This is a genomic window from Paenibacillus durus ATCC 35681 (assembly GCF_000993825.1).
In the GTDB taxonomy this organism is placed as follows: domain Bacteria; phylum Bacillota; class Bacilli; order Paenibacillales; family Paenibacillaceae; genus Paenibacillus_AQ; species Paenibacillus_AQ durus_B.
On sequence record NZ_CP011114.1, the window covers coordinates 4,639,670 to 4,665,270 of the forward strand.

22 protein-coding genes and 1 pseudogene are annotated in these 25,601 nt (G+C 48.1%); 14 read left to right on the top strand and 9 right to left on the bottom strand.

Annotated features, from left to right (window positions below; genetic code table 11):
* Positions 1-960: 960 nt before the first annotated feature.
* Positions 961-2,625, top strand: a complete 1,665-nt coding sequence (locus VK70_RS21680) for a histidine kinase N-terminal 7TM domain-containing diguanylate cyclase (protein ID WP_025699633.1) — start codon at positions 961-963, stop codon at positions 2,623-2,625.
* An 8-nt stretch (positions 2,626-2,633) separates the two neighbouring features.
* Here VK70_RS21680 and VK70_RS21685 read toward each other — a convergent pair whose 3' ends face one another.
* Positions 2,634-3,872 carry an ATP-binding protein gene (locus VK70_RS21685; RefSeq protein WP_025699635.1) on the bottom strand — a complete coding sequence of 413 codons (1,239 nt, stop codon included), beginning with the start codon at positions 3,870-3,872 and terminating at the stop codon, positions 2,634-2,636.
* A gap of 60 nt (positions 3,873-3,932) precedes the next feature.
* Here VK70_RS21685 and infC point away from each other — a divergent pair, with 60 nt between their 5' ends.
* A complete protein-coding gene (gene infC / locus VK70_RS21690) occupies positions 3,933-4,448 on the top strand; it encodes a translation initiation factor IF-3 (RefSeq protein ID WP_046723753.1) in 516 nt (171 codons plus the stop codon).
* Between the two features lie 16 nt (positions 4,449-4,464).
* On the opposite strand, the gene VK70_RS21695 is transcribed toward infC, so the two are convergent.
* Positions 4,465-4,749, bottom strand: a complete 285-nt coding sequence (locus VK70_RS21695; RefSeq protein ID WP_025695307.1) for an alpha/beta-type small acid-soluble spore protein — start codon at positions 4,747-4,749, stop codon at positions 4,465-4,467.
* 207 nt (positions 4,750-4,956) lie between these two features.
* On the opposite strand from VK70_RS21695, the gene VK70_RS21700 reads away from it, so the two are divergent.
* The 4 genes from VK70_RS21700 to VK70_RS21710 all read left to right on the top strand — a co-directional run bounded on the left by VK70_RS21700 (position 4,957) and on the right by VK70_RS21710 (position 10,543).
* Entirely contained in the window at positions 4,957-8,226 is a 3,270-nt protein-coding gene (locus tag VK70_RS21700; RefSeq protein WP_025695308.1) for a DEAD/DEAH box helicase, read from the top strand.
* Positions 8,227-8,371: 145 nt separating this feature from the next.
* On the top strand, positions 8,372-8,656 hold the full coding sequence (locus VK70_RS27485; RefSeq protein ID WP_081754817.1) for a transporter: 285 nt from the start codon (positions 8,372-8,374) through the stop codon (positions 8,654-8,656).
* 145 nt (positions 8,657-8,801) lie between these two features.
* Positions 8,802-9,629, top strand: a complete 828-nt coding sequence (locus VK70_RS21705; protein WP_025695309.1) for a MerR family transcriptional regulator — start codon at positions 8,802-8,804, stop codon at positions 9,627-9,629.
* 149 nt (positions 9,630-9,778) lie between these two features.
* Positions 9,779-10,543 carry an SDR family oxidoreductase gene (locus VK70_RS21710; protein ID WP_025695310.1) on the top strand — a complete coding sequence of 255 codons (765 nt, stop codon included), beginning with the start codon at positions 9,779-9,781 and terminating at the stop codon, positions 10,541-10,543.
* Positions 10,544-10,606: 63 nt separating this feature from the next.
* Here the strand turns inward: VK70_RS21710 and VK70_RS21715 are convergent, their stop codons facing one another.
* The 3 genes from VK70_RS21715 to VK70_RS21725 form a co-directional block, all read right to left on the bottom strand.
* Positions 10,607-12,160, bottom strand: coding sequence for a malate:quinone oxidoreductase (locus VK70_RS21715; protein ID WP_025695311.1), 1,554 nt, complete (start codon positions 12,158-12,160; stop codon positions 10,607-10,609).
* A gap of 276 nt (positions 12,161-12,436) precedes the next feature.
* Positions 12,437-13,657 (bottom strand): sensor histidine kinase, encoded by a 1,221-nt coding sequence (locus tag VK70_RS21720; RefSeq protein ID WP_051505033.1) that lies wholly within the window; start codon positions 13,655-13,657, stop codon positions 12,437-12,439.
* Between the two features lie 25 nt (positions 13,658-13,682).
* On the bottom strand, positions 13,683-14,366 hold the full coding sequence (locus VK70_RS21725; protein ID WP_025695313.1) for a response regulator transcription factor: 684 nt from the start codon (positions 14,364-14,366) through the stop codon (positions 13,683-13,685).
* 145 nt (positions 14,367-14,511) lie between these two features.
* On the opposite strand from VK70_RS21725, the gene VK70_RS21730 reads away from it, so the two are divergent.
* Genes VK70_RS21730 through VK70_RS21740 form a run of 3 tightly spaced genes read left to right on the top strand, consistent with a single transcriptional unit; the run spans position 14,512 to position 16,788 of the window.
* Positions 14,512-15,063, top strand: a complete 552-nt coding sequence (locus VK70_RS21730; RefSeq protein ID WP_025695314.1) for an FMN-binding protein — start codon at positions 14,512-14,514, stop codon at positions 15,061-15,063.
* The gene (locus VK70_RS21735) at positions 15,056-15,967 is read left to right on the top strand and encodes an FAD:protein FMN transferase (RefSeq protein WP_025695315.1); all 912 of its coding nucleotides are present in this window, start codon (positions 15,056-15,058) and stop codon (positions 15,965-15,967) included. Before VK70_RS21730 ends, VK70_RS21735 begins: the two co-directional genes overlap by 8 nt.
* Positions 15,964-16,788, top strand: coding sequence for an RnfABCDGE type electron transport complex subunit D (locus tag VK70_RS21740; protein ID WP_025695316.1), 825 nt, complete (start codon positions 15,964-15,966; stop codon positions 16,786-16,788). The genes VK70_RS21735 and VK70_RS21740 overlap by 4 nt, the downstream gene beginning before the upstream one ends.
* Positions 16,789-17,059: 271 nt before the next feature.
* Here the strand turns inward: VK70_RS21740 and VK70_RS26745 are convergent, their stop codons facing one another.
* Positions 17,060-17,851 (bottom strand): DUF2785 domain-containing protein, encoded by a 792-nt coding sequence (locus VK70_RS26745; protein ID WP_025695317.1) that lies wholly within the window; start codon positions 17,849-17,851, stop codon positions 17,060-17,062.
* Positions 17,852-17,869: 18 nt separating this feature from the next.
* Positions 17,870-18,160 carry a MazG nucleotide pyrophosphohydrolase domain-containing protein gene (locus VK70_RS21750; protein ID WP_025695318.1) on the bottom strand — a complete coding sequence of 97 codons (291 nt, stop codon included), beginning with the start codon at positions 18,158-18,160 and terminating at the stop codon, positions 17,870-17,872.
* 348 nt (positions 18,161-18,508) lie between these two features.
* On the opposite strand from VK70_RS21750, the gene VK70_RS21755 reads away from it, so the two are divergent.
* Both VK70_RS21755 and VK70_RS21760 read left to right on the top strand, forming a co-directional pair.
* Positions 18,509-19,333, top strand: coding sequence for an SDR family oxidoreductase (locus VK70_RS21755; RefSeq protein WP_233277722.1), 825 nt, complete (start codon positions 18,509-18,511; stop codon positions 19,331-19,333).
* Positions 19,334-19,447: 114 nt separating this feature from the next.
* Positions 19,448-20,062 carry a TetR/AcrR family transcriptional regulator gene (locus tag VK70_RS21760; RefSeq protein WP_025695320.1) on the top strand — a complete coding sequence of 205 codons (615 nt, stop codon included), beginning with the start codon at positions 19,448-19,450 and terminating at the stop codon, positions 20,060-20,062.
* 275 nt (positions 20,063-20,337) lie between these two features.
* Here VK70_RS21760 and helD read toward each other — a convergent pair whose 3' ends face one another.
* Positions 20,338-22,764: an RNA polymerase recycling motor HelD gene (gene helD / locus VK70_RS21765; protein ID WP_036639607.1), complete on the bottom strand. Its 2,427-nt coding sequence runs from the start codon at positions 22,762-22,764 to the stop codon at positions 20,338-20,340.
* Between the two features lie 306 nt (positions 22,765-23,070).
* Here helD and VK70_RS21770 point away from each other — a divergent pair, with 306 nt between their 5' ends.
* The 3 genes and pseudogenes from VK70_RS21770 (at position 23,071) to VK70_RS21775 (ending at position 24,083) form a co-directional block, all read left to right on the top strand.
* Positions 23,071-23,310, top strand: coding sequence for a hypothetical protein (locus tag VK70_RS21770; RefSeq protein ID WP_025694968.1), 240 nt, complete (start codon positions 23,071-23,073; stop codon positions 23,308-23,310).
* A gap of 95 nt (positions 23,311-23,405) precedes the next feature.
* Positions 23,406-23,465: pseudogene (locus tag VK70_RS29605) on the top strand (hypothetical protein); the annotation flags it as partial.
* A 126-nt stretch (positions 23,466-23,591) separates the two neighbouring features.
* On the top strand, positions 23,592-24,083 hold the full coding sequence (locus VK70_RS21775) for a GyrI-like domain-containing protein (RefSeq protein ID WP_233277723.1): 492 nt from the start codon (positions 23,592-23,594) through the stop codon (positions 24,081-24,083).
* A gap of 172 nt (positions 24,084-24,255) precedes the next feature.
* Here VK70_RS21775 and VK70_RS21780 read toward each other — a convergent pair whose 3' ends face one another.
* Complete coding sequence (locus tag VK70_RS21780) at positions 24,256-25,233, bottom strand: phosphotransferase (protein WP_082210255.1); 978 nt, start codon at positions 25,231-25,233, stop codon at positions 24,256-24,258.
* Positions 25,234-25,601: the final 368 nt, after the last annotated feature.

The window sequence follows — 25,601 nt, forward strand, 5'->3', positions numbered from 1 at the left end:
TCCCCTAAGTCAGATTGATGACATTATCCTATGATGCCCTAGGACTTGTTTCCCTCCATTCATATTGCCCGTATCCATATACTGGATCAATCATAGGTTTTTTTGTCTAAGATTGTCAATTGGGATAAAAATCCTACTTCACGCAAAAGTTAAATTAGAACTTTTCGCTCATTAAATTCCATCTTGGTAGTATGTTAGTATGATAAATTACTTAGTTATAGTATAAGCATCATGGGAACTAAGGAGGGATTGCGCCTCCTGTAAGCGTAAACCGAACCTCAGGTAACATTGTTTCCGGCTTGGTCCACCTGCTTAAATGCCTTATACAACGCCTGTTTCCACAGGTTGAACCAAGCCTGCCCGGTTATTGTGGTAGGTAGAATAAGCAGAGTTTGTGCACAGCAACAGATTTGACCTGGTCACCCTACGCTTGCCTTCCGTACATTAATAAAAAGAATGTAAAGCTTTATAACTTACAAAATTTAGCCAGGTTGGTCACAAAACTGTCGAAGTTTTGAAGCGTAATTCCAAGTGACGGCAATTCTTTGAACCAAGTGACATTATTGGTCCTTCCTCACGTAGCCCGAAAGGGCCCATTCCTCGCTCAGCAAACGCCTAATGCCGATATTTTTCGGCGTCACCCGGCTCCATATGCTCCTGTTTTTTCTGGAATAAATTGTTATTTTACTCATAGACCCATAAAATAGTTGTTGATATAATCCCACTAAGCTAATCCGTTTTATTGAACGGGTAATAGCTGTTCCATTGCGACCTTGGACGTGTGAAAGACACAAACTGCTCGTCACCCAAGACTATTGATAATATTAATCAAATCTAGAAAAACACCGGAGCATAAATGTTGTATTCTGTTCACGCTAACTATATATTAAAGTTAAGATATAAAATCCAGTTGCCAAAAAAGATTCCATATGACTATTCTTAGCAAGAAGGTGTACTATATTGGGTTTTGAGGTGTGGGTTGATTTAATATTGTTCTTCGCTTTGTTTGCTCTGTTTGCATACATATTTGCTTCTGTTACAATCACGAACCTGCACAAAGTCTATCTATTATTCCACTTTTCCATGATGCTATGGCCTTTCTGCCAGTTTGCCATCAAAACCACGGAGAACCCCACTTTTCAATTATTTTATGTAAAGCTCGCGTTTGTGAGTTCGCCTTTACTAACTACGGGATGGCTTCTGTTTACGATTTTCCTCACCGGCCAATCGAAATTTCTGCGAAGAAAAATAAGCTTATTCCTTTTTGGGCCTGCCTTATTAGCGGCGCTCGGTGTGATCGTCAATCCAAACGGTTGGTTTGTCCTCCCTGTGAACGGCGGTTACATCCAAAGAACCTATGGGCCAATTTTTTGGTTTAATATTACGATCCTGATGATCCATTTTATAGTTTCGCTATATATCATCTATTTAGCTCTTGTATCAAATAATACGCCTCGGATCAAAAAACAAGTGAGGCACATGCTGAGAGGGATTTTGGTGGTAGCCGTGTTCACCTTGGTGGACATATTCCTAAATGTTATCCTATCCAAATCTCTACCGGTCATCCCGGGCATGGCATCTCTTGGTGTATTGCTATCTGCTATCATTTTTGTTATTGCCATTCACCGGGATAAAGTGTTTGATATTGTGACCATCGCTCATCAAGATATTATTGATACGATTGAGTATGGGATTCTGGTGCTGGATGACAATGAAATCGTGGTAGAAATCAATCAGTCGCTCCTTCCCCATATAAACCTGCGTATAGGTGATCGATTCGTTATGGCGGACATCCTTCCGCAAGAACCGGCTGACGAGCATATCGAATGTTTTCTGCATACATACCGGGAACGTCCGCTTGAGAGAACAGAAATCGAGTTATTACATCCTAGAATCAATCGGTACATCAGCATTCATGCTGCGCCCATCTTGGTTAGCGGTCTAATGGTTGGGCAGATTATCACGTTTCAGGATATAACCGAGCTCAGGCGTCTCATTGATGAAACCAACCTTCATAATAAGATTCTGCAAGAACACAACGAAGCATTAATCAAAATACAAGCTGAGCTGTTCCAAACGAACCGAAAACTTAATCAGATGGCAATAACCGACAGCTTAACCGGCTGCTATAATCGTCATTACTTGACACAGCAGTTAGAGAACGAAGTGATGAAGAACAGGAAATTTCAAATTTCCTTTGCCATTCTTCTATTGGATATCGACTTTTTCAAATTGGTCAATGACAATTACGGCCACTTGGTCGGCGATGAAGTGATCTGCAATACGGTGGAAGTCATCAAGCAATCACTGCGACGGACTGACATTTTAGCGCGTTACGGCGGAGAAGAATTTATTATCTATTTGCCCAATACGGATGAATCGCAGGCCAAAATCCTAGCTGAACGGATCAAATCCACAGTCGAATCAAATAAAGTAGTTATCGAAAATATAGCCCATTCTGTATCGATTACGATAAGTATGGGACTTCTATCCATTAATGATTTTTCGGTTGAAAATAGACTGAGTCCCAAATCTTATATAAATGATTTGTTTGAATCTGTGGATAAGGCCCTATACCAGGCAAAAAATGAAGGGCGTAACCGGATTATTAGTGTTGTACGATAAATAAGTGTTTAAGTGGGGATCGTTATAAGAAATGTTGTGCCCTTGCCTTTTTCACTGTCGACTTCTATTGTCCCTTTAACTTTATTGATTGTACTGTAGACCATGAGCATACCAAGACCCGTTCCTTCTGCTTTGGTAGAGTAATAGGGCTTGCCCATACGTGATATTTCTTCCTTTGTCATTCCAACTCCGCTATCCTGGATACTGATCATGATATTTTGCTTTCTTTCCGATATATCAATGAGCAGAGTACCGCCGCCCTTATCTTTCATTGCTTCAATACCATTTTTAAATAGATTAATTAAACATTGCTGGATTTGGTTCCTATCATAATTTGTATTTAATGAGTTATTGAAAATAAATTGGACCTCTACTTGATGTATTGTGGCATAGGGTATAATTAGATTTTTTGTATACTCTGACTCGGCCTTCAGGTTGGAATAAACCATATTTTCCGATTGCGGCTTAGCAAATGAAAGATAATCACTAACTATTTTTTCGGCTCGATTTAGTTCTTGTAAAGATAGTTCTATATATCCTTTTTCAACCGGTGTTATGGTATTTGATTTATTTAAAAGTTGCAGAAAACCACTGGTAACCGTAAGAGGATTTCTTATTTCATGTGAAACACTAGCCGCGAGCTCACTAACGACATTTAATCTTTCAGATTGTAAAATCCGGTCACGATTTTTAATATTGGCTATGATCCGCTCTATTAAGAGCATAATGATACTCATCACTCCAACATGAGTCGTTAATGCATGAAAGGTGAGAATCCAGAATTGTCTATCTAATGTCCCCACAAGGATGCTTAAAATCATTAGGTAAAAGCCCATGGTAAGAAAAGAAATAGCGGTTGCACCTATAATTCGGCTTTTAGAATCCAGTTTTATAAACTTTTTACTGAATAAGGGCACAAGAATAAATACAGCGGTTGAAAAAAGAAATGAATAAATCACTCCATCGCCGCCTAAATAAAACCGGTAGATATTTAATATTAGATATAACGGCAGAACACTCTTGTAACCTCCAAAAAGGGCCACGATAATAAACGGAATGTATCTTAAATCAAAAATAAATCCCATTTCCAATTTAATAGGTTTGGTAATACAAAGGATCATCGTCACTGCCGATAGTAAAATGAGAATTTTTCTATTATAGGAATGGGGCCTGTTTTCAAAAAAAATGAGAACGATTAAAACGGGAAAGAGTAAAAACAAGAAATTCAACAGTAAGGTTTCAAACAAGGCATAACTTCCTTTCGGCTATTTATATCTAATCATGTTTTCATGGGAGGCTTCGTTTACGTGGCAGTATTTATTAATGAACAAATTAAAGCATCCGAGGTGGTGCTGACTGGACTCAGAGGCGAGAATTTAGGCATCGTCTCCAGAGAGGAGGCGCTGGCTATGGCCCGATCGGAAAAAGCGGACTTGGTCTGTACCTCGCTGATGAGCAGTCCCACGCCCTGCAGCCTGGTTGCGAAGGGAACGGGAAAAGCGGCCGCTCGAAAGGGCGCGGCCCCGAACAAGGCAGGCGCAGGACGGGGAGCGGGCGGGAGCGGCAAGGAGAAAGTCAAGGAGCTTCGCTTCACCGCTCATATTGAGGAGCATGATTACGACACGAAGCTCCGCCAGGCGGACAAGCATCTACGCTCCGGCAAACCGGTACAGCTCTTCGTGAAATCATCCGGCGCCAAAGAAGGGCTTGCCGCCAAGGCCGTGCTGGAGCGGCTTGTAGCCGATCTTAAGGAAATCGGAGTGAAGGAGACCGGCATCCAGACAAGCGGCAAAGGCTCACAGGTGAAATTAAATCCGCGCTGATTGTCTCTAAGCCCTGTTATCGCTGCTCCCTGGTCGCTAATTGCTCTTGGGCAAGGCGGATCATTTCGCGAACCATGGAGCCGCCAATTTTGCCGCCGACATGGCCTACCGATTCCGTCGTCAGAGTCCCATTTTCGCCTGGCTGGAGAGGTACACCAAGCTCCTTAGCCACTTCATACTTCACATCATCCGGCCGATTCGGATCAACGGCATATCCTTCGTTGTGCATTACATTAGCTTTGAAGGTCTGCATCTCTTGCTCCACCCCCGGCACCACATATTTCCTCTTTCTTCTGGCCATCCTGATCCACTCCCTTGATGTCTTTTCCCCTAACATGCCCCGAGGCATAAATCTTCATCCCTGTTCAGCCTCAATAACATGACGCTCTGCTTTTAGGACGGTTGATACACCCTTCACCATAGAGCCTACAATATACATTATCAATAGGGAATGCTAAAATGGTCACTAACAAACATCTGTTCTACAAATTTAGGAAGGTGCCGGCCGATGAGCGTACAGTTAACCAAACAATCGATCAAGCAATGGTGCGGGCCCTATGCATATCAGAAAGGCGACCGATTATGCCGCACGAATAAAATCCATTTTATACGATTCGACACCGAAGCGAATGAATATACAGCCGAAGTAAATGGCCCAAGCCGCCATGAGGTTCAACTTACGTTTGACTGGAACGGTAAGCCGAATGCGGTGTGTACCTGCCCCGCCCTTGGCTCATTTGACTCCTTTTGCCATCATATTGCCGCTGTTCTGATCCGTCTATATGACATACAACTAGCCGGCGATTCGACCGCTCCACTGATTCCTGCCGATGCTGTCCCCGGAATAACTCCCGGACGCGCTGAAGCTGTCCCCATCACCGAGCGCATTCTGAGACTGTTCGACGACAAGCCCATACGTCCCATTCACAACAAGACACTTACGGAAACGAGAACCCCTCTTAAAGTGGAGTTTATTCTCAAGCTTTTAGCCTTTGGCAACAATACCGTCCTGTTCGGCATAGAGCTTAAAGCAGGCCCCAAAGCCTTATACATCGTTCAAAATATCGCTTCCTTCCTGGATCAGCTTGGCCGGGGGGAAAGCTATTCTTTCTCGCCAAGATTCAGCTACAGTCCGGAGCTTCACACCTTTGGGAAAGAAGACGAGGCCCTCCTACGGGCCTTAATGGAAATGATTCGGGACCGCGCCTCCTACCGCGAAACAGACCGCCTGCACTCCGTCTATGCCTCGGGCAGAAACAGCGACCGCCTGCTGCTCATTCCGCCGCAGGCATGGGCCAGCCTGCTTCCTCTGCTGACGCAGGCGCCGAACGTCACTCTTATGGACGGAGACATCAAGTATGACGGCATCTGCCTGTCGGATGAGCCCCTGCTGCTCCGCTTCGAGTTGGATGAAGCAGGTTCAGGGGGCTGTTCGTTGCGTATTCATGGTCTTGAGGAAATAACCATTATGGAGCCATATGGAGCGGCCTTTCTTCAAGGGAAGCTGCTCCCGCTCCCGGCAAAACAAGGCAAGCGGCTTGCCGAACTAAAGGCAATTCTAGGCGATTCCGGTGCGGACGACATTGTCATTCCTGGCGGTCAAATGCAGGCTTTTATGGAAAAAGCCGTCCCCGGGTTCATGAAGCTGGGCAGCGTAAGCATCGCCCCGGCCATCGCCGAGCGTGTCACGCAATCCCCGCTTCGGGCCAAGCTGTACCTTGACCGGGTGAAGGATCGGCTTCTGGCTGCCGTTGAATTTCAATACGACGAGGTCGTTATTAATCCCTTGGAAGATCACCGCACGCAGCAGGAGTCGCCTCGTATTCTCATCCGCGACATGGAGGGGGAGCGGCGGATCATCGATATGATCGAACATTGTCCGTTTACGAAGACGGAAGCCGGATACTTCATGAACGATGAAGAGGCTGAGTTCGACTTCCTCTATACGGTTGTCCCGCAGTTGGAGAAGCTGATGAAGGTGTACGCAACGACAGCGGTGAAACTGCGGGTGCATAAGTTACATACGCTTCCGAAGGTCAGTGTGCAGGTATCCGCAGCCGAGCGAATGAACTGGCTTGAATTTCGCCTGAATATGGGGTGGATTCCGGAAACTGAAATCCGCAGCCTGGTGAAATCCTTAGAGGAAAAGCGGAGATATTACCGTCTGCCGAACGGTTCCTTGCTGCCGCTGGACAGCGCTGAGCTTCAGGAGCTGTCGAGGTTCCTCAAGGACACGGGGCTGCTCTACACGGATATAATTGAATCGAAGTTCCGGGTCCCCTTGACCCGCGGTCTTCACTTGATCGACCATGAATTTGGCGGCTTGAAGCTCGACAAGCCGATTCGCCAGCTTCTATATAACCTGCGAAATCCGGACAATCTCGACTTCCCGGTCCCCGCTCCTCTCACGATGGTGCTGCGGGATTATCAAAAAATAGGCTACCAATGGCTGAAGACACTCGCCCATTACGGGTTCGGCGGCATTTTGGCGGATGACATGGGACTGGGCAAGACTGTGCAGAGCATCGCCTTTATCGTTTCCGTTCTGCCGGAGATTCGGCAGCAGCGCATCCCGGCCCTCGTGATCTCGCCGGGGTCGCTTATCTACAATTGGCGCAATGAGCTACGGAAGTTTGCGCCGGGCATCCGCGTGCTCATTGCGGACGGCAGCCAGACCGAGCGGGCGGAGAAAATGCAAAGGCTGGAGGACGCCGACGTCGTCCTTACCTCATACCCCCTCCTGCTGCGGGATGTGGATCTCTATGCCAAGCAGTCGTTTCACACGCTCATTCTCGATGAGGCCCAAGCGTTCAAGAACGATGCGACGCAAACGGCACGAGCGGTCAAATCGATCCAGGCCGGTTGCCGGTTCGCCTTGACCGGAACCCCTGTCGAGAACCGCATCGAAGAGCTGTGGTCGATCTTTAGCGTCGTCTTCCCGGCATTGTTCCCGGACCGGAAGACGTTCGGCAACTTGACGCGCAAAGAGGTAGCCAAGCGGGCGCGGCCTTTCATGCTGCGCAGGTGGAAGAGTGAGGTGCTTCAAGACCTGCCGGACAAAACCGAGTCAATCAAGCCTACCGAGCTGCTGCCCGAACAGAAGAAACTGTACGCCGCTTATTTGGCCAAGCTGCAGCAGGACACCTTAAAGCATCTAAGCGTGGACGGCTACCACAAGAGCCGGATCAAAATTTTAGCTGGCCTCACAAGGCTTCGGCAAATTTGCTGTCATCCCGCCCTTTTTGTCGAAGGCTACAAGGGGGGCTCGGCGAAACTTACGCAGCTGATGGAAATCGTCGAAGAGTGCCTGGCTAACCGAAAACGCATGCTGATCTTTTCTCAATTCACGGAAATGCTCGGCCTGATTGGCAAAGCACTGAGCAGTCAGAGCGTTCCGTTCTTTTATCTGGATGGGTCAACGCAGGCCCGTGAGCGCGTCGAGTTATGTGAACGGTTCAACGATGGCGAAATGGACGTCTTCCTCATCTCCCTGAAGGCAGGGGGAACAGGACTAAATTTGACGGGCGCGGATACCGTTGTCCTATATGACCTGTGGTGGAACCCGGCAGTCGAACAACAAGCGGCCGACCGCGCCCACCGCATGGGACAGAAGAACACCGTCCAGATCATCCGCCTGATCACCCAAGACACAATGGAGGAAAAAATGTACGAGCTCCAGCACAAAAAGAAACACCTGATTGACGAAGTGATGGGGCCCGATCAGGAGGCGGCGTCCGCTCTTACCGAAGAAGAGCTTCGGGAGATTTTGATGATATAAATGGAAAAGGGTACATGCGGCGGGGGCATGTTCTTTTTTCAATAATGCCATGACATACCGAGGACGTGAGCAATCAGCGAAGCATGAACCTTGGTCTAGGCATACGCATAGTATGAACAAAAGTTATTATGAAGGAGTGAATCATATGGCATTTTTACCAATGCCCGGAACACCCGCTCAAACCCTGTCTCCTCCCCCTGCCTTCATCCCGCCAAAACCTCCTGCCTATGGATCTTATATCATTGACTGCATCCATAATTATACTTATGTCTGGTTATGGAATGGGGACAGTTTCTGGTATTACCCAACTCGCGTGGAGTACGGAGAAGTTTCAGGTTATCGCTGGAGCGGGGAATTTTGGTTTTATTATGGAATTGATCCAAGATTTATAAATGCGGTTTCTTGTCCTCCGATTCCTACGCTGTATTAATATTGGAGCAGTAAATGGGCTCTTGTGATACGGTTCTCCGCGCGTAACGGAAAATTTCCATTATTAGGATTCCCTTTGCGTGTTCCCTCGTACAAAATATGATAGTCTAAGGAGCAGCCGTTTCACGAAAGGAGTCCGTTTCGGTATGTTAAAAATCAGCGCTTTCTCCAAGTTGACCCGGGTCTCCGTTAAAACTTTACATTTTTACGATAACCTGGGCCTGTTAAAACCTGCCGTTGTAGATGAAAATAATGGCTACCGATATTATACCGAAGAACAGCTTCTAACTGTTAAGCGTATCGTCGCCTTGAAAGAACAAGGCTTCACATTAGAGCAAATCAAGCCCATGCTGGAAGAAAACGTTCTACCGGAAACAGTGAAGAACCAGTTAACGGATAAAAAGAAAGAACTTGAGCAAGCCATCCATGAAGCACAAAATCAGCTTAACGAGATCGATAGAAGGCTGACGCGTATTGAAGAATCGGAGGAGCATCATCAACATACACCGGCTGCAATTCGATATGTAGAACCTCAACTCATCGCTTCCATACGCGACACGGTCCCACGAACACAGTTGTGTCTGCTGTTGGACGAAATTTTGCAGTACGTCCGTTCCTGCGGAGAGGATGAAGGGCGCTTACTGACGATTGTATGGCATGATTTCGGCAGCAGGAATTCAGATCTGGTCGATATCGAAGTCGCACTGCCTCTAACGAAGGTTGTTCCAAGCAGGGGAAGAGTGAAGGTCAGTATCCTCCCTGAATTGAAGGCTGCGGCTTCCCTTGTCCACCATTGCAACCCCTACCGCAATGATTGTCCGGCTGTCACTGAACTCCTGTCATGGATACAATCCCAAAGCCTGGTCCCTTCCGCAAAAGAACCTGTCCGCGAAACCTATTTAACTTCAGACAAGGATATGTACGGAACGTTACGGCTGGCTGAGCTGCTCATCCCAATCGAGCATATTGATTAACACTCACTTCGATCCCATGGTTCATTCTGCAAATTGCAAAATGGAGCATGGTTTTTTTATGTAAAAAAAGATTCGCCAGTCTCCTTGACTCTCCCCTTAACTGGAGGGTGTAAATTAGTGCTGCACAATAAAAAGGAGGAGTGGAACCAATGAAACGGCTGGAAGGAAAAATAGCTTTGGTCACAGGAGGAAGCAGAGGGATCGGGAAAGGGATTGCCCTGAGATTGGCAGAGGAAGGGGCTCTGGTTATAGTTCACTATGGTAACCGCCGTGATGCAGCGGAAGAGGCCGTTCACCTCATTGAAGAACAAGGAGGGCGAGCCATTCCAATCGGTGCAGGACTAGAGACCTCCCTTGGAGTGAAGCAGTTGGTTGCATCCTTGGAGGAAGCACTCCTTCGCCATACCGGAGATAACCGGTTCGATATTCTTGTTAATAACGCCGGTATCGGAACTTCACAACCATTTGAGGAGACAACGGAAGAAGCATTCGACGAATTATTTGCAGTAAACGTAAAAGCGCCGTTCTTCCTCGCCCAGCAGGCATTGCCGCTGCTGCGTAACGGAGGACGCATCATCAATATCTCTTCAGGTGTTACACGAATCGCATATCCCCAAATTATGGCCTACAACTTGACAAAAGGAGCAATCAATACATTTACCCTGCATCTTGCCCAGTTACTGGGACCGCGCGGCATTACGGTTAATGCTGTTCTCCCCGGCATCGTCGATACGGACGTCAATGCCACTTGGCTGCACACACCGGAAGGGCAAAAGTATGCATCAGAAATGTCGGCCCTCGGCCGGATCGGGCAGCCTTCAGATATTGCGGACATCGTCGCTTTCCTCTCTTCTTCGGACAGCCGTTGGGTAACGGGACAAATGGTTGATGCTACCGGCGGTTCACATCTGTAAGCATAGTTAAGAGGAGCAAAACCATGGTTCTGCTCCTCTTAACCTTGACATTGGTTCGGATTATCATGGGCGGAATGCCGCTTCCCCTACTCCTGGCAAACTTTTATTAAGTGTCTTGTTCTCAGGCTTCCCTATCCCATTCGTTAGCCCGAGCGACCGCGCGGTTGAAGTGTGAATTTTGCGTATAAGCTCCGGGTTTTCAGGCAGTGACAGGCCATAAGAAGAAATCATTTCTTTAAGCTTCGGTTCCCATGCTTTGATATGCTTCGGGAAGCATTTTTCTATGACCTCAAGCATGACGGACACGGCGGTGGAAGCACCCGGAGAAGCGCCAAGCAATGCAGCGATCGAGCCGTCGGCGGCATTAATCACTTCCGTGCCAAATTGAAGCGTTCCTTTGCCGGAAGCCGTATTTTTAATAATTTGCACACGCTGGCCCGCTACTAATAACTCCCAATCCTCGCTTTTGGCGTTCGGGACAAATTCCCGCAAAGCTTCCATACGCTGTTCTTTCGATAACATCACTTGCTCGATCAGGTATTTGGTCAGCCCAAAATTTTTGGCGCCTGCCGCCAACATCGTTACGAGATTATCCGGTTTTACCGAAGTGATCAAATCAAACATGGAACCAAATTTTAAAAACTTGGGCGAGAAGCCGGCAAACGGGCCAAAAAACAACGACTCTTCCTTGTCGATGAATCTTGTGTCCAGATGCGGAACAGACATTGGGGGAGCGCCAACCGCGGCTTTACCGTATACTTTGGCATGGTGCTGTGCGACAATATCCGGTTTCCGGCACACCATAAATAGTCCGCTTACCGGAAATCCTCCAATGCCTTTTCCTTCGGGAATACCGGATTTCTGCAGCAAATGCAGGCTTCCTCCCCCGCCGCCGATAAAGACGAATTTGGCCGTATGGCGCCCTACGGTACCGCTGTCCAGATTCCGCACTTTCAATTCCCACGAGCCGTCGCCGGTACGTTTAATATCATCCACCTGATGGTTGAACTTCAGATCGACGTTGTTGCTTTTCAAGTAGTCAAACAAGATGCGCGTCAAAGCGCCGAAGTTGACATCCGTTCCCGATTCGATTCTTGTTGCTGCTATCGGCTGATTGAGTGTCCGGTCTTTCATCATCAGCGGAATCCATTTCATCAGTTGTACCGGGTCATCGGAAAATTCCATCCCTTGAAACAGGGGACTTTTGGAAAGCGCTTCAAATCTTTTTCTTAAAAAAGCTGCATCCTGTTCCCCTTGTACAAAACTCATATGGGGCACAGGCACGATAAAGTCCTGCGGATTCCGTATCCGGTGGCTGTCCACCAGATAAGACCAGAACTGCTTGGAAACCTGATACTCTTCGTTCACCGTTATCGCTTTACTAATATTGACCGATCCGTCCGGTTGTTCAGCGGTGTAGTTCAGCTCGCACAGCGAAGAATGCCCCGTCCCCGCATTATTCCATTCGTTAGAGCTTTCCTCTCCTGCGCCCCCGCGCCGCTCAAACACGGTGATTTTCCAGTCCGGCGCTAATTCTTTCAGCAGTGAACCCAAAGTCGCACTCATGATTCCGGCACCAATTAAAATAACGTCGGTTTTCGTTTGTCCGTTGCTCATTTTTACCGTCCTTATACCCTACGATTTGCAGGAAGGATGTAAGGCGCTCCTGCTTAGGCGCCACACAGCAAGCCAGCGCGCGACCAAGTCGCACACCTTTTCTGGATCAATGTTGCCCTGATCTTAGTGTATCACTATTGTTATTAGATTTTAATATTTATCTAATTTTTTATTGGAATAGTGTTGACTAAATGATGCCAGTGGGCACTGTGAGCATGGGACTTTCTGAGTCCAGCTTCCATTTTGTTCTGCTTCAAATAGAGCTTGAAAGTATTCTTAGTGTTTTTTCCTGGGGAATAGCAGTGCCACGCGCGTGCCCTGACCCGGCTTGGAGAATACGTGAATGGTCCCGCCATGGACGTCTACAATCCACTGGGCAATCGATAAACCCAGACCCATGCCCTCCTCGGCCCGCGATCTGACTTTATCTCCGCGATAGAAACGGTCAAAGATATGAGCAAGATCCTCACTCGCAATTCCGCGGCCACTATCCGAAACGCTTATGGCCACATGATGGGATTGATACCTTGCGATTAAGCTGATGACTCCGCCGGACGATGTATATTTCAGCGCATTATCCAGCAGAATGATCAACAGCTGGCGGATGCGGGCCTCATCTCCCCATAGCGAAAGCGGCGTATCCATTTCAGTTTGAATCGAAATCTTCTTGATATCCGCCAGCAGCCTGAAGTGATCCGCCAGTTCTGCAAGCATAGCATCCAAGGCGAAGAGGCCGGGCTGAATTTCAAGCCGGTTGGAATCTGACCGGGCCAGCGTGAGAAGATCGTCCAGCAGCTTGCCCATTCGTCTCGCCTCCTGCAGAATGACCGCAACCTTCGGGCTTTCCTGCTCGATCGTGCGGGTTGGAGATTTCAAAATGAGCTCGCTCTGAGCGCGGATAATGGCTGTCGGCGTCCGCAGTTCATGGGAAGCGTCGGCTACAAACCGCTGCTGCTTGTCCCAAGCGCTGCGTATCGGAATTAAAGCGCGGTTCGCCAGAAATATACCCGCCAGGATAAAAATGATCGCCCCAGCCAGCACACCGAGACCAATATCTCTTAGCAAGGAATCGAGTGTACGCTCTACATCCCTGATGTTCTTCACCAGGCTAACGGAAGTGATGACCGTGCCGTTCGTTTCCACCGATACCGGAATTTGCAGAACCCGATAGCGGTTCCCCTCCACGCTTACCGTTTTAGCCCTCTCCTCATTCTCCCTTTCATGGAATTTTCCCGCCTGATCCAAGGGAAAAGCCTTCAGAGTGATTTGCCCGGCTGGCTGGCCATTGGCATCCCAGAATAAGTAGGCGATCCTGTCATCCTGCTCCTGGTCCGGTTTCTGAGGCTTCAGCAGGTCGTGCGTGGTGTTCATGGACTGGATCCGGCTTTTTGCCTGCAGAAGAGACTCATCCGTCTCATGGAGCAGACGGTATTGCATGTGTATATACAGCAGTACACCCAGCACCGCAAATACAAGCAGGAACACGGTAGCATTCAAAATAACGAGCCTTCTGCGGATACTGTTAAACATGAGCTTCACCGGGCAGCATATAGCCGATGCCTCTCACGGTCCGGAGAAAGCCGTCTGCTCCTCCGGCCGCGAGCTTTCTGCGCAGATGATGCACGTAGACGTCAACAGCAGACGTAGCGGCCCCGGAATCGAACCCCCATACCCGGTCGATGATCTGCTCCCGGGTCAGTATCTGGCCCCGGTTGCTGAGGAAATACTCTAGCAGCTCAAATTCAGTCGCCGTCAGATCCAGCGACGTTTCCCCGCAATAAACCTCCCTTGTCGTCTGAATCAGCCGGATGGGCCCGCAGCTTAGCTCGCCCTCCTGGCTAATGGTTCCGCGCCTTCTCAGCACGGCTCTTGACCGTGCAAGCAGTTCCGAAACCGCAAACGGCTTCGTGATATAATCATCCGCTCCGGCATCCAGACCGGCGACCAGATCCTCCGGGGCGTCTTTGGCGGTCAGGAGGATGATCGGCACAAGCATCGACCGGGAGCGCAGCCTTTCGACTATTTCAATGCCTGACATGCCGGGAAGCATACAATCCAGGATAATCAAATCATAGATCCCCTGCTCAGCCAAATAGCAGCCTTCATCTCCTGTATCCACGCCGTCCGTCTCGTAGGATTCCCCTTCAAAGATGTCGCAGATCACCTTAAGGAGAGAAGCATCGTCTTCTACTACAAGTACACGCATACGTTTATATCCCTTCCTGCAAATGGAATGTAGAGTCCATGAACTATTTTTAAGAAAATTTAAAGAATGCAAAACTATACTCAAATCATCAGCACAGGAAGAATACCATTGCATATCAATCTTAAGGCGTATTGGAGGAATCTACATGGCCAAAATGAAAAACAAATGGATCGTGCTCTGTTCGGCCGCTGTCACAGCCGTATATGCCGCTGGTTATATAACGACAGCAGATCAGGCTTCCGGTCAGCAGTACCCGCTGAGTGACCCGGGCGGCATTCAATCAAACCGTATATTCACAGATAACACTTCATCTGCGGATGTGTCAACAACACCGGCGGCATCTGCCGTTCCCGCTGTCCCGTACTCCGGCAATTCCGATGCTTCGCAAGCGACGGATTCGTCCCCAAGCAGTATCCCCGCCAGAAAGAGCATCTTCAAGGACGGCACGTATACCGGGATGGGAAGCAACCGCCGAGGTTCCATCCAAGTGATACTGACGATTACGAACGACAAAATTACCGATGTGGAAATCAGCCGGTTCGGCATGCATTACTCGGAGAGCGATGTGGCCGGTCTGCCTGCCGAGGTCCTGCGCAATCAAAGCTCTCAGGTAACGAACGTATCCGGCGCCACTTACAGTACCGCGGCCTTTCAATCCGCCGTCCAGGATGCCCTGATGAGCGCAAGGAATGCTTGATATGGATGTGCTGAGAAGAACCAAGCTCTGTATGGATACGGTTGTCGATATTCAAATTGTCGTTCGCGATGAGGAAGAAATGGATCAGGCGGAAATAGGCATGAACCGCGCCTTTGAAGCTTTCCGGAAGATCGAGCTGGCCTGCAGCCGCTTCAGCCCGGACAGCGAACTGATGAAAGCCTGCCGGGAAACGGGGACTCCGGTTCAGGTGAGCCCATTCCTGTTCGAGCCCATCCGATTCGCAGTCGAACTGGCTGCATGGACAGAGGGTGTCTTTGACCCTACGATAGGGAAAATCATGGATAAGCATGGCTTCAACCGCCATTATTTAACAGGCGAACGGCTGAACAGCCGCTCAGCCGATTCCGTTACCTATCGGGACATCGTGCTGAATGCAAGGGATCGCACCCTGCTGCTGCACAAACGGCTCGTAATCGATCTGGGCGCAGTAGCCAAAGGCTTTGCGATCGATCTGGCCGCAAGCGAGCTGAAGGCATTCCCTGGATTCATCATCAACGCGGGGGGCGACCTGTACGCCGGAGGAATGGATAAGCAGGGAGAGCCGTGGAAGATTGGCATCCGGCATCCCCTGCATAAGGAGCGAAGCATACAAGTCATTGAAGTATCCGGCCAAGCGGTGTGTACCTCCGGAAGCTATGAACGCCGCAGCGCCAACCAGGCCGGCATGCATCACATCATCAATCCGGTCTCGGAGAGTTCCCCGAATGACTGGATCAGCTGCACCGTCATCGCTCCATACGCCATGCAGGCAGATGCATTCTCCACCGCATCGTTCCTTCTCGGCACGGAGGGCGGAAAGACGCTCATAACGCAGGCAGAGCTTCAGGGCATCTGGATTACACCCGATTTACAAATTGATACTGCCGGGAGGGAAGAAGCATGACTTTCAAGCAATGGATAAAATCACCTAAGGCCTACGTGGTAGCCACCCTAGCCGCATACCTGCTGATCGCCTCTTTGGGAGCTCTCGATCCAAAAGGCCTGATCAATGGCGCGGTTTCCATAGGCGTTTCTTTAGTTCTGGATATCCTTTTTTCCTTGATCGAAAAGCGCAAGCGGATTTTGCCGGACGGAGCGGCAGTAACGGGTCTCATTATCGCCTTAATTCTGGGCACTGCGACCTCCTGGCCCGAGGTGGCGCTGACTGCGGCTATCGCCATATTGTCCAAACATTTTCTCATATACAAGAAAAAACCGGTATTTAATCCGGCCGCCTTCGGACTGCTTATGTCCGTCATTATCTTCGGAACAGGGCAAAGCTGGTGGGGGGCGTTCGGGGATCTGCCGGTATGGATGGTTGTATTCCTGCTCATTGGCGGATACGCTGTAACGAACCGGGTTAATAAATTTCCTCAGCTGTTTTCATTCTTTGCCGTTTATTTTGTGCTCCAGCTGCTGATGGGTCTGTTTCATGCGGGTGACGCTTCGGATGCGCTCCGGCCCCCTTTTATAAATGCCGCCTTGTTCTTCGGCTTCTTCATGCTGACGGACCCGCCGACATCGCCAATCAAGGTGAAAGACCAGATCATTTTCGGCTGCCTATCCGCCCTTGCGGGAAGCGTGGTGTACGCTTTGTTCGGCGGCTTGATCTATCTCTTTATAGGGCTGCTGACCGGTAACCTCTATAAATTCTTAATCAGCCGATTCTCTGCCGATAACGCTAAAGCCAAGCGCCCTGCCGTTTCAAGCCCAAAGAGCGTTTGACATTAGATAGGGCCGTTTTCCTTACTTCTCTATCACTCTGATAATCCAATCGGCTCTATCTAACGGCATACTTTAAGGCCATCTAATAGGGATGACCTTTTTCTTTAAGCGAACGCTTCTCTTTGGCTGCTTCTGTGTTCCCCGTACTACTAAAAGGGCGAAATTCTTCGCCCTCTTTAAGTACTCTTCAGATTTTTGAAGTCTACTATATGTACATCTAACTAAGCTGGTAGCATATCAATCTTAAACTTGGAACAAAAAATCATAAATTCTATGCCTGTAAACGAAACGGATTGAAGCGCTTCTCCAGTTCCAGAAGCCGATTCAGTTCCATTCCCGTTTCTTCGAACTTTTCCCTCTGATCATAGAGCCTTGTATACAGGCAGCGAAGGAAGTGCTTACGGTTCGTGTTGAGGGTGTAGCTTTCCACGCTCCTCGTTCGCGCCGGCTCCATTTTCCCCAACCACTCGCAAATCGTGGCAAAGGAAACCTTTTGACTCTGAATCATAGAGACGATCGCCGTAGCGAGCCGTTCGTCCTCTTCTCTCTGATAAACCTCGGCGGGTCTTTCGAGCAAGGCCTGTACGCCCGTCCAGATTTCGGCACATTCCTCCGCTCCCGCATAGCGACTCACCGCACATTCATCCAACGCATCCGCAACATGCGCAGCGGCATGCGCCCATCCCTTTACCTCCACGTATCCGCGAAAATCGTTTTCCAAATGGCAATAGCGAACCAGTGCATTCAGAGCGAGGTCATAGCTTTCTCTAGTTAAGTATGGTTCCCGATTATCGCAGGTAAGCAACAGGGCAATCAATAGAGAGGTAAACGTGCGCTTAAAGACGCTGTCCGTCTCCTTCTCCCCGATCCCGTAAAACAATCCGCTATCTGAAACGGATTGCTGAAGCAGTTCTTCCATTTGGGACTTCCCGAGTGCGTTCTCCTCCAGCAGCCAATTGAACAGAGCGGAGTACGCTTCTTCCCGAATTTCGGAGTCGGGAGACCCGAGCAGGATCACCGTCTGCTGAACGAGCGTCCACACATCCTTTTGTTCCTCTTCCATTCTGTCGTTGCCCCCCTTCTATTCCCATGTTCGTTTCTCATTGATTGCCATCTTTTGCGTGAATGCTTGTTCGAGATCAATCCCAAGCTTGTTGGCAAGATCGAAGATATTCCATACCACATCATACATTTCAAACCCCAGGTTCTCCCGCTTCTCTTCATCAGGAGAGAAGGAAACATTCAGAACCTCTTTCGCCAGCTCCCCCACTTCGGTCATGAGGTACAGCGTTCTCTGCTCGATGGTACTCGTGTCGAATCCTTTGACCTTGCTGTATTCCCTTACGTATTGCTGAAATTCTGCTGCGTTCATCTGTGAAAATGCCTTTGATTGTGACTCAGGAAGCTTCATACTCATCCTCCTAATAATTCATACGATAACTTTATCACACTATCCCCTCTGGGTGATGTTGGAAAAATCCCATCCTGGAACATCTCTCAAAAGCTTTCAAATCCACCTTTGACAAGAATGTTATAGCAAAACATGTCCCAGAAATTTCAGCAATTTATCCCGAAAAGAATGGGTCATTCGTTGATTTCCAGAAGTGGCTTACGTAATCATTTGACAAACAAGTTACTGCATAATAGAATCAGAATGAACATTCGATCTAATCTTTTGTTAGGTATAGAATGAATGTTCAATTTATATATTGGAGGTTTTATGATGAGTAAAACAGTCTTTATTACGGGGACCAGTTCAGGATTGGGTAAACTAACGGCGATTCGATTTGCTCAAATGGGATGGAACGTCGCGGCCACCATGCGTACGCCCGAGAAAGAAACTGAACTTACGGCTTATGACAATATTAAAATTTTCAAATTAGATGTCACAAAAGTGGAGCAGGTTCAAATGGCCGTGGAACAAGCCATAGCCGCTTTCGGGAAAATTGACGTCGTCGTCAATAATGCCGGTATGGGTACTTACGGCCCGTTGGAGCTAGCCCAAGAGGACGCGATCGATTGGCAGTTCGCCGTTAATGCGCGGGGACCGATCAATGTTATTCGTAAATTTTTGCCACATTACAGAGCCAATGGAGGGGGCATGTTTATCAATATCAGCTCCTTCATGGGGATCACGACAGCGGTGCCGCTTGGATCGCTTTACAACATGTCCAAATTCGCCTTAGAAGGATTGACGGAAGGTCTCTATTACGAACTGAAGCCATTCAATATCGAGCTTAGATTGATCGAGCAGGGCGGGTCTACAGGAAATAATTTTAAAGAAAGCGTCACTTGGAACAGGGATGAGAATATTAAAGATTACGATGATTTGATGACGGAAGTGCAAAATTTAATGAATACCGCCGATACCAGTGGCCGTCTGGATGACCCTCAAATCATTGTGGATGCCATTGTCGCTCTGGCGACGGGGGAAAGCAAGAAATTCCGTACCGTTATCGGCGCAGCAGGCAACGACCTGATGGCTCTTAGAAACTCTGTGCCCATCGAAGATTATTTGGAAACCATCGCTAAAAATTATATGTAACGATATTATAACCTTCTCCCGCTACTACCATAGGCTGTATTGACTGAAGAACGTATTAAGTATATTCTAGATTAGAATGAACGTTCGATTTGATGCTGGGAAAGGAAGAGCTGAATGTTTGAAAAATATAACAAGGTGCAGCGGGCCGTTCTCGACACGACACTTAACATTATCATTCGGAAGGAATTACAGGCTACCTCAATGGCGCTAATAGCCAAGGAATCTGGCGTATCGACCGGGAATATTTATCATTACTTTCAAAGTAAAGAAGATATTGTAAACGAGTTGTACAAAGCAATTGTCACATTCAACGGAGAGTATGTGCGCGAAGGTTTATTGCAGGGCAGAACGATTCGTGAAAAGTTCGAATTAGGTTGGAATCGGGTTGTCGACTTAGGTAAAAAATATCCACAGGGCTTTCAATTTATTGAGCAGTATTCGTTCTCGCCTTACATTTATGATGAGGTGAAGCAGGCAGCCTATACAGATGGCTGGTGCGGGCCTATGAACAAGTTGTATGAAGAAGCCATTCAGCAGAAGTTGTTTACCCCCCTGAATCCGAAGCTGATGGTGCAGATGCACTACGGGACATTAGTTTACATTTTGAAAGCCCATCTGCAAGGGATCTTCGAATTAACCAGCGACAGCGTGCATGAAGTAATCCGCTCCTGTTGGAAGGGTGTGCAACTCGGGGATGATAAGGTTCAGCTTAACGAAACAATCGGCTAAAAAATGCGAAAGGAGCTTGCCTCGGCAGCTCCTTCGTTGTTTATAATTGGGTAATCCAAAAGCCCCCTCCAATATAAGATGAACTTTAAAAAATGACATCAGGGTAAGGAGTAACGAAGGGGAAGTTTGGAACTGTAGGAGCGATAGCGATCGCCTTTGTCTCCGGATTTCAACCGCGAAGATTGGTTTAAATGAAGAAATCTGGAGACAACAGCGGCCGGAAGTCCAAACGTTCCTCGTAGTTGCGACTGGTATCTGATGGGAAAATCTTAAGTTCAGCTTATATATTGCTCTACCTCATACAAGGACGTATCCAACGCCTGAATGAATGGCGTCCAATCTCCTGTCGTATATAGCAGAAGCCGATGCATGGCACGCGTACATGCGGTATAAAACAGCTTGCGCTCGCTCTCCCGATGATACGTCTGCGAAGAAGCGTCATAGATGAGAACGGCGTCGAATTCAACGCCCTTAGCGAGGTATACCGGGATGATCAATGTTCCCTTCTCGAAGGTGGGCGTGCTCTTCGTCACAAGCTTCAGCCCCTGGCATCCCTGAGACGTCAAGAGATCATAAGCCTCTTTGCTTTCGGCCGCTGTCTTCGTAATGACGCCGATGGAGACGAAGCCCTCCTCCTGAAGCGCCGCGAGATGCTCAGCTATTCGCGCTGCCCGCTTCTCGCAGCTGCCCGCCTTGGAGAGAAGCGGTTTCCTGCCACTTCGTTCAAAAGGTACGATCTCCTTGGCGCCCTGCAGCAGAGACTTCGTGAATTCCACAATCTCGCGGGTTGACCGGTAACTGCGAACCAGGCGGAACAACCTCGTGTCAGATTCCCCGTACAGCCGGATGAGCGGCGAATCTTCACCGTACAGCTCCGTTGCCTGGGTAAAAATGGCCTGACCGAAATCGCCAAGCACCGTCATGCGGGCACGGGGAAACATTGTTTTGAGGAACTCATATTGAAACATCGAATAATCCTGACCCTCGTCCACGAATACATGGCGAATCTCCGTGTTCGTCCGAACGCCCTCGATGAGCTCTTTTAAATACAGGTACGGTGTCGCATCTTCATAAAAAAGCTCGAGCCGGCCCAGCTTCTCCTTGGTCTGTTCACAGATTTCCGGCCAGAGCGAGGGAATTTCAGCTTCATTCGTCATCTTTTTAAAAGCATCCTCTTCTTCAAACAATTGAATGTACAGCTGAGCCATATCGATGAATAGCATCCGCTTCACGCTTCGCTTCAGCGGTTTAAACTGCTCCTTCACGATCATCCGGCGCAGCAGCTCTTCCTCCCGCTCGGCATAGTCGAAATCCCCCTCGTCCGGTCTGCGCTTGCTGTTCAGCCTTTCGCGGATCTCTTCATACTGCTCGGCAAAATCAAACACGCCCCTCTCCTTGTGCAGTGCATGATACGCCTCAGCGTACTGATCGTTGTCGAGATAATCGAGCTCTTCCTGTACCCAGAGCGCCTCACGTTCCTTGCTTTCCAGCAAGGTCAATTCACGCAGCTGCCACTCCTTCAGCATAGCGATGCGATTGGTCATGCGAATAGAGGGATCATAGCTGTAAAATACGGATTCCATTTGCTTGGCCGTGATCAAATCGCGGTCCCGAAAGCGGATGCTTGTGAAACGCATGCCCTGCTGCTCCAGCCACTGCGCATAATTCCGGAGAGCTTGCAGAAAATCTGCCGATGCCTTGTACTCAATCCCTTTTAGCCGGGCCTCATACCCATGGCTTGATGCTTCTGTCAGCACATATTCGATTTGGTCAAAAGGGTCCTCTATACGGAACGTCCCGCCAAGCCAGTGGTCCAGATATTCCTGAAAGGTCGTCTGCTGCATGTTTTCTTCACCGAGCTCGGGAAGAACGGTCGATACATAGCTGTTAAACATCGGATTAGGCGAAAAAAGAACGATTTGATCCGCCTTGAGCCGCTCGCGGTGTGTATAAAGTAAATACGCCACCCGCTGAAGCGCTGCCGAGGTTTTCCCGCTGCCGGCCGCCCCCTGCACGATAAGCATCCGGCTTGTGTCATCGCGGATAATGGCGTTTTGCTCCTTCTGGATCGTCGCGACGATGCTCTTCATCTGATTGTCCGCACCCTTACCGAGCACCTGCTGCAGCAATTCGTCGCCGATCGTTACGCTCGTGTCGAACACGTTCTGCAGCTCCCCATCGCGGATCTGATACTGCCGTTTCAGCTTCATCGTGCCCGAGATAGTTCCACCTGGCGTGTCATATCCGGCCGCTCCCGGGGAATAATCGTAGTACATGCTTGCGATCGGAGTACGCCAGTCATAAACCAGGAAATTCATGCCGTCTGAATCGACGAAGGATGACACCCCGATATAAACCTGCTCGCTGAAGCTCAAGCCATCCTCATGGAAAACGATGCGCCCAAAGTAGGGAGATGACAGCAGCCGTTTCATGTTGTTCCATTGCTGCACGCGCTGCTTGTGGCTTCGCTCCCGTTCAGACAATAACGCTTCTTGCTGCCTGATACTGTAGAAGGTTTCTTCAAAATCTTCGTCCGTGCTCGTGTTGACGGTAACTTCCTGCCAAAATTGTTTGCGGATGTCCGCCACCTGACTATGCAGCCCGGCAACCTCCGGCTCCAGTTCGGATATTCTCGCTTGCAGCTTTTCCGTAACCAGATCTAGCCGCTGCTGCTCTTGCTTCCAATCCTCCGCGCTTATCATCTTCCTGCATGCACTCCTTCATTCGAATTTGAAGAAAAAGAAAGTTTGACAAACCGTAATGTCGTGTGGTAAGGTTAAAGTGTAAATAAGATGGGATTACTATTTGGTTTTTTAAATAACATCAGTAGTTCTTCAATCATAGCATAGTGCTTCTTTGTGCGCAAACTTTATTTATGCATAGTTGAACCCCCGGCGGGATGCCGGGGGTTTTTGATTTAATCACGTGGAAACTTTATCGGTTGACATTTTATGGAGGATACTGTATAAATTCAAAGCCAATACGAAAGACAGAAAAGGAGGATCAGCATGCTCAGAGTGATCAAAGTCAGATTTACGCTCTTTTACGGTGAAGCGCCTGAAGCAAAATGTTACGGGTACATGGAGTTGAATCAGGATGGCAATATGATCGCGCTCTACAATAGGTACGGTGAGGAAATAAACATGTATGGCGGACATGAATTTGTTAGGGTACGGACACTTGGCAAATTTGATGACGCAGACCGTGATAATTTCTATTCCTTGTTAGAAAGTGATGGTGTAGGATAATCTGCATGATAGGCTGACGATTCCGGTGCCAAGGCACTACGAAAAGTCTTTCAGAATACATTCGGCGCAGACGGCTTACCCTTCCCGCATTTGAACTGCAACAAAGCGGTGCAAAGGTCATCGACATCGCTTTGAAGTATGGTTACGAATCGCCCGAGGCATTCTCCAGAGCATTCAAAAAAATGCATAGTGAGATGCCAATGTCAGCGCGCAACAAAGGCGTGTCACTAAAAGCCTATCCTCGGCTATCCTTTCATATTTCGATTCGAGGAGATGTGGAAATGAACTACAAAATCGAGGAAAAACAAGCCTTTGAAATGTTCGGTGTTTCGACTCTGGTCAATGCCGATGACGAGAATCCGTTTATTGAAATACCTGCTTTTTGGACCAGATGTATCTCCGATGGAACTGTTAATCGTATTCGTACCGTTGCAGGACTAGGAGATACTTCCCAGATCCACGGGGTATTATACAACAAAAAGCAAGAAAATTTATCCTACATGATCGGTTATTTCTTACCCCAGAGCGGCTTGCCGGATGGGTTCGAGAAGCTTCAGATCCCCCCACAAACTTACGCAATATTCTCAACCGGTCTTTACGCCGACGGACAGAGCAATATTCAAGATTTTTGGAAGCGTATTTGGGGAGAATGGTTTCCGAGCTCTAATTATGAATCCGCAAACGGTCCCGAGTTGGAAATGACTTACGATCGCGGTAACAACATGTATGAAATGGAAATTTGGATTCCTGTCGTTAAAAAGTTCGGATCTTAGTACAGAGAGCAGCACTAGTGACTACCACTATGAGCTGCTCTCTTCATGAAAATCCAGGTAAAACTTGCCGTTACTTATGCTACGGTTCTCCTTGTTGTCTGTAACGGCAAATTTATTAGAGGCCATCCGGATGGATGGCCCGTTCAAAGATTCACCTAAAATCTTGGTTCATTTATAAATAATCTGTAAGAATCTGAAGGGCACTCTGCGTATTAAACTCCATGATTTGTTTAACTAATTCTGCGTCTGGATATCCTCTTTGAAGCAACCGGTGGGGACCAGCACTGTAGGAAATATGATGATACAACTTATAGAAAGCCATCCTATGAGGGTCCAGCTGAGTATGCTTCAAGTAACGCCTGTAGTTGTCGAACCGGAACTCCATGAAGCTGTGCTCGTATTCAGGATCGAAAAACAAGGCACCTTCGATATCGATCAACCACGGACGCAACTGATTATCCACCAGAACATGGTTCGGTCCCAGCTCCGCATGGATGAAGCTGTAACACGATCTTGTTACAATTTTTGCAGCTAAATCTTCTATTACTTGAACAAACTTGCCGTGATGATTCTGAAATTCCGAAATATTAGCGGACAAATACTCCAGCTGCCGGTAAGCATTTGTCAACATGGGTAAATGACACCCGGAAGGCTCTTCCGGTATCGGTTCATCTAGTTTTCCCCAATGCGCCCTAGTTTGTTGATGCATTCTGTTCAGCATCCCGGAAAGAGGTTCGAATACTTGATCTTGAGTCGCGAGATCGGCTTGAAAGAAATCCGAGGCTTCCCTCCCTTCGATGTACTCGACAAATGCGAAATCCACCTCACCTTTGAGGTCTCCCGGTTCAAAGTGATAGAGCTCCGGTGTACGAATTTGAAGCTTCCTCAGAAAGGCGTTAACCATTTGAAATTGTCGTCCTCCGAAACCGGAAATGGGCTCAGGTTGTTCCTCCTGCTCCAGTTCTTCGCGAAAGTAGTCAACCGTACATCCCAAACATACAGAATAAAGCGAAAACCATTCGAACAACAAACCGAATAAACGACTTTCTGCGCTCCGCCGCGCAGTTGCACTGCCTCTTCCGGATGATAACCCCTTCCAAAAATTCTTTCCACCCAAACCCCGAGTTTTCCCTGTAATAAATGACTCCATCCGTCCATATTCCGCTCTCCTTCTATTGAATTATTGCATGATCAATATAAGTGATTTGGAAAAAAAAGTATAGACTGTTTCTTGGCGATTTGTTATGATGTTGAATAAGGTCTTTGCAAAAATAGCCATATGAAAAGCCCAAGGAATTTGATTCCTGGGGCTTTTTAGTATCACAAACGAAGTATTTAGAATAAAACCGAAAGCTCCAGGCAAAGATCAATTAACCCTCGTTTCATCCAATCAGCTATTTGATCAGCCGTTCCCTCACCTATCAGGAGCTCGTATGCTTCCCCATTTATTAAGTCAACACAAACTACGTTTTCTCGACTCACCACCACTTCAAATATATTCGTCCAACTTTAAACTGC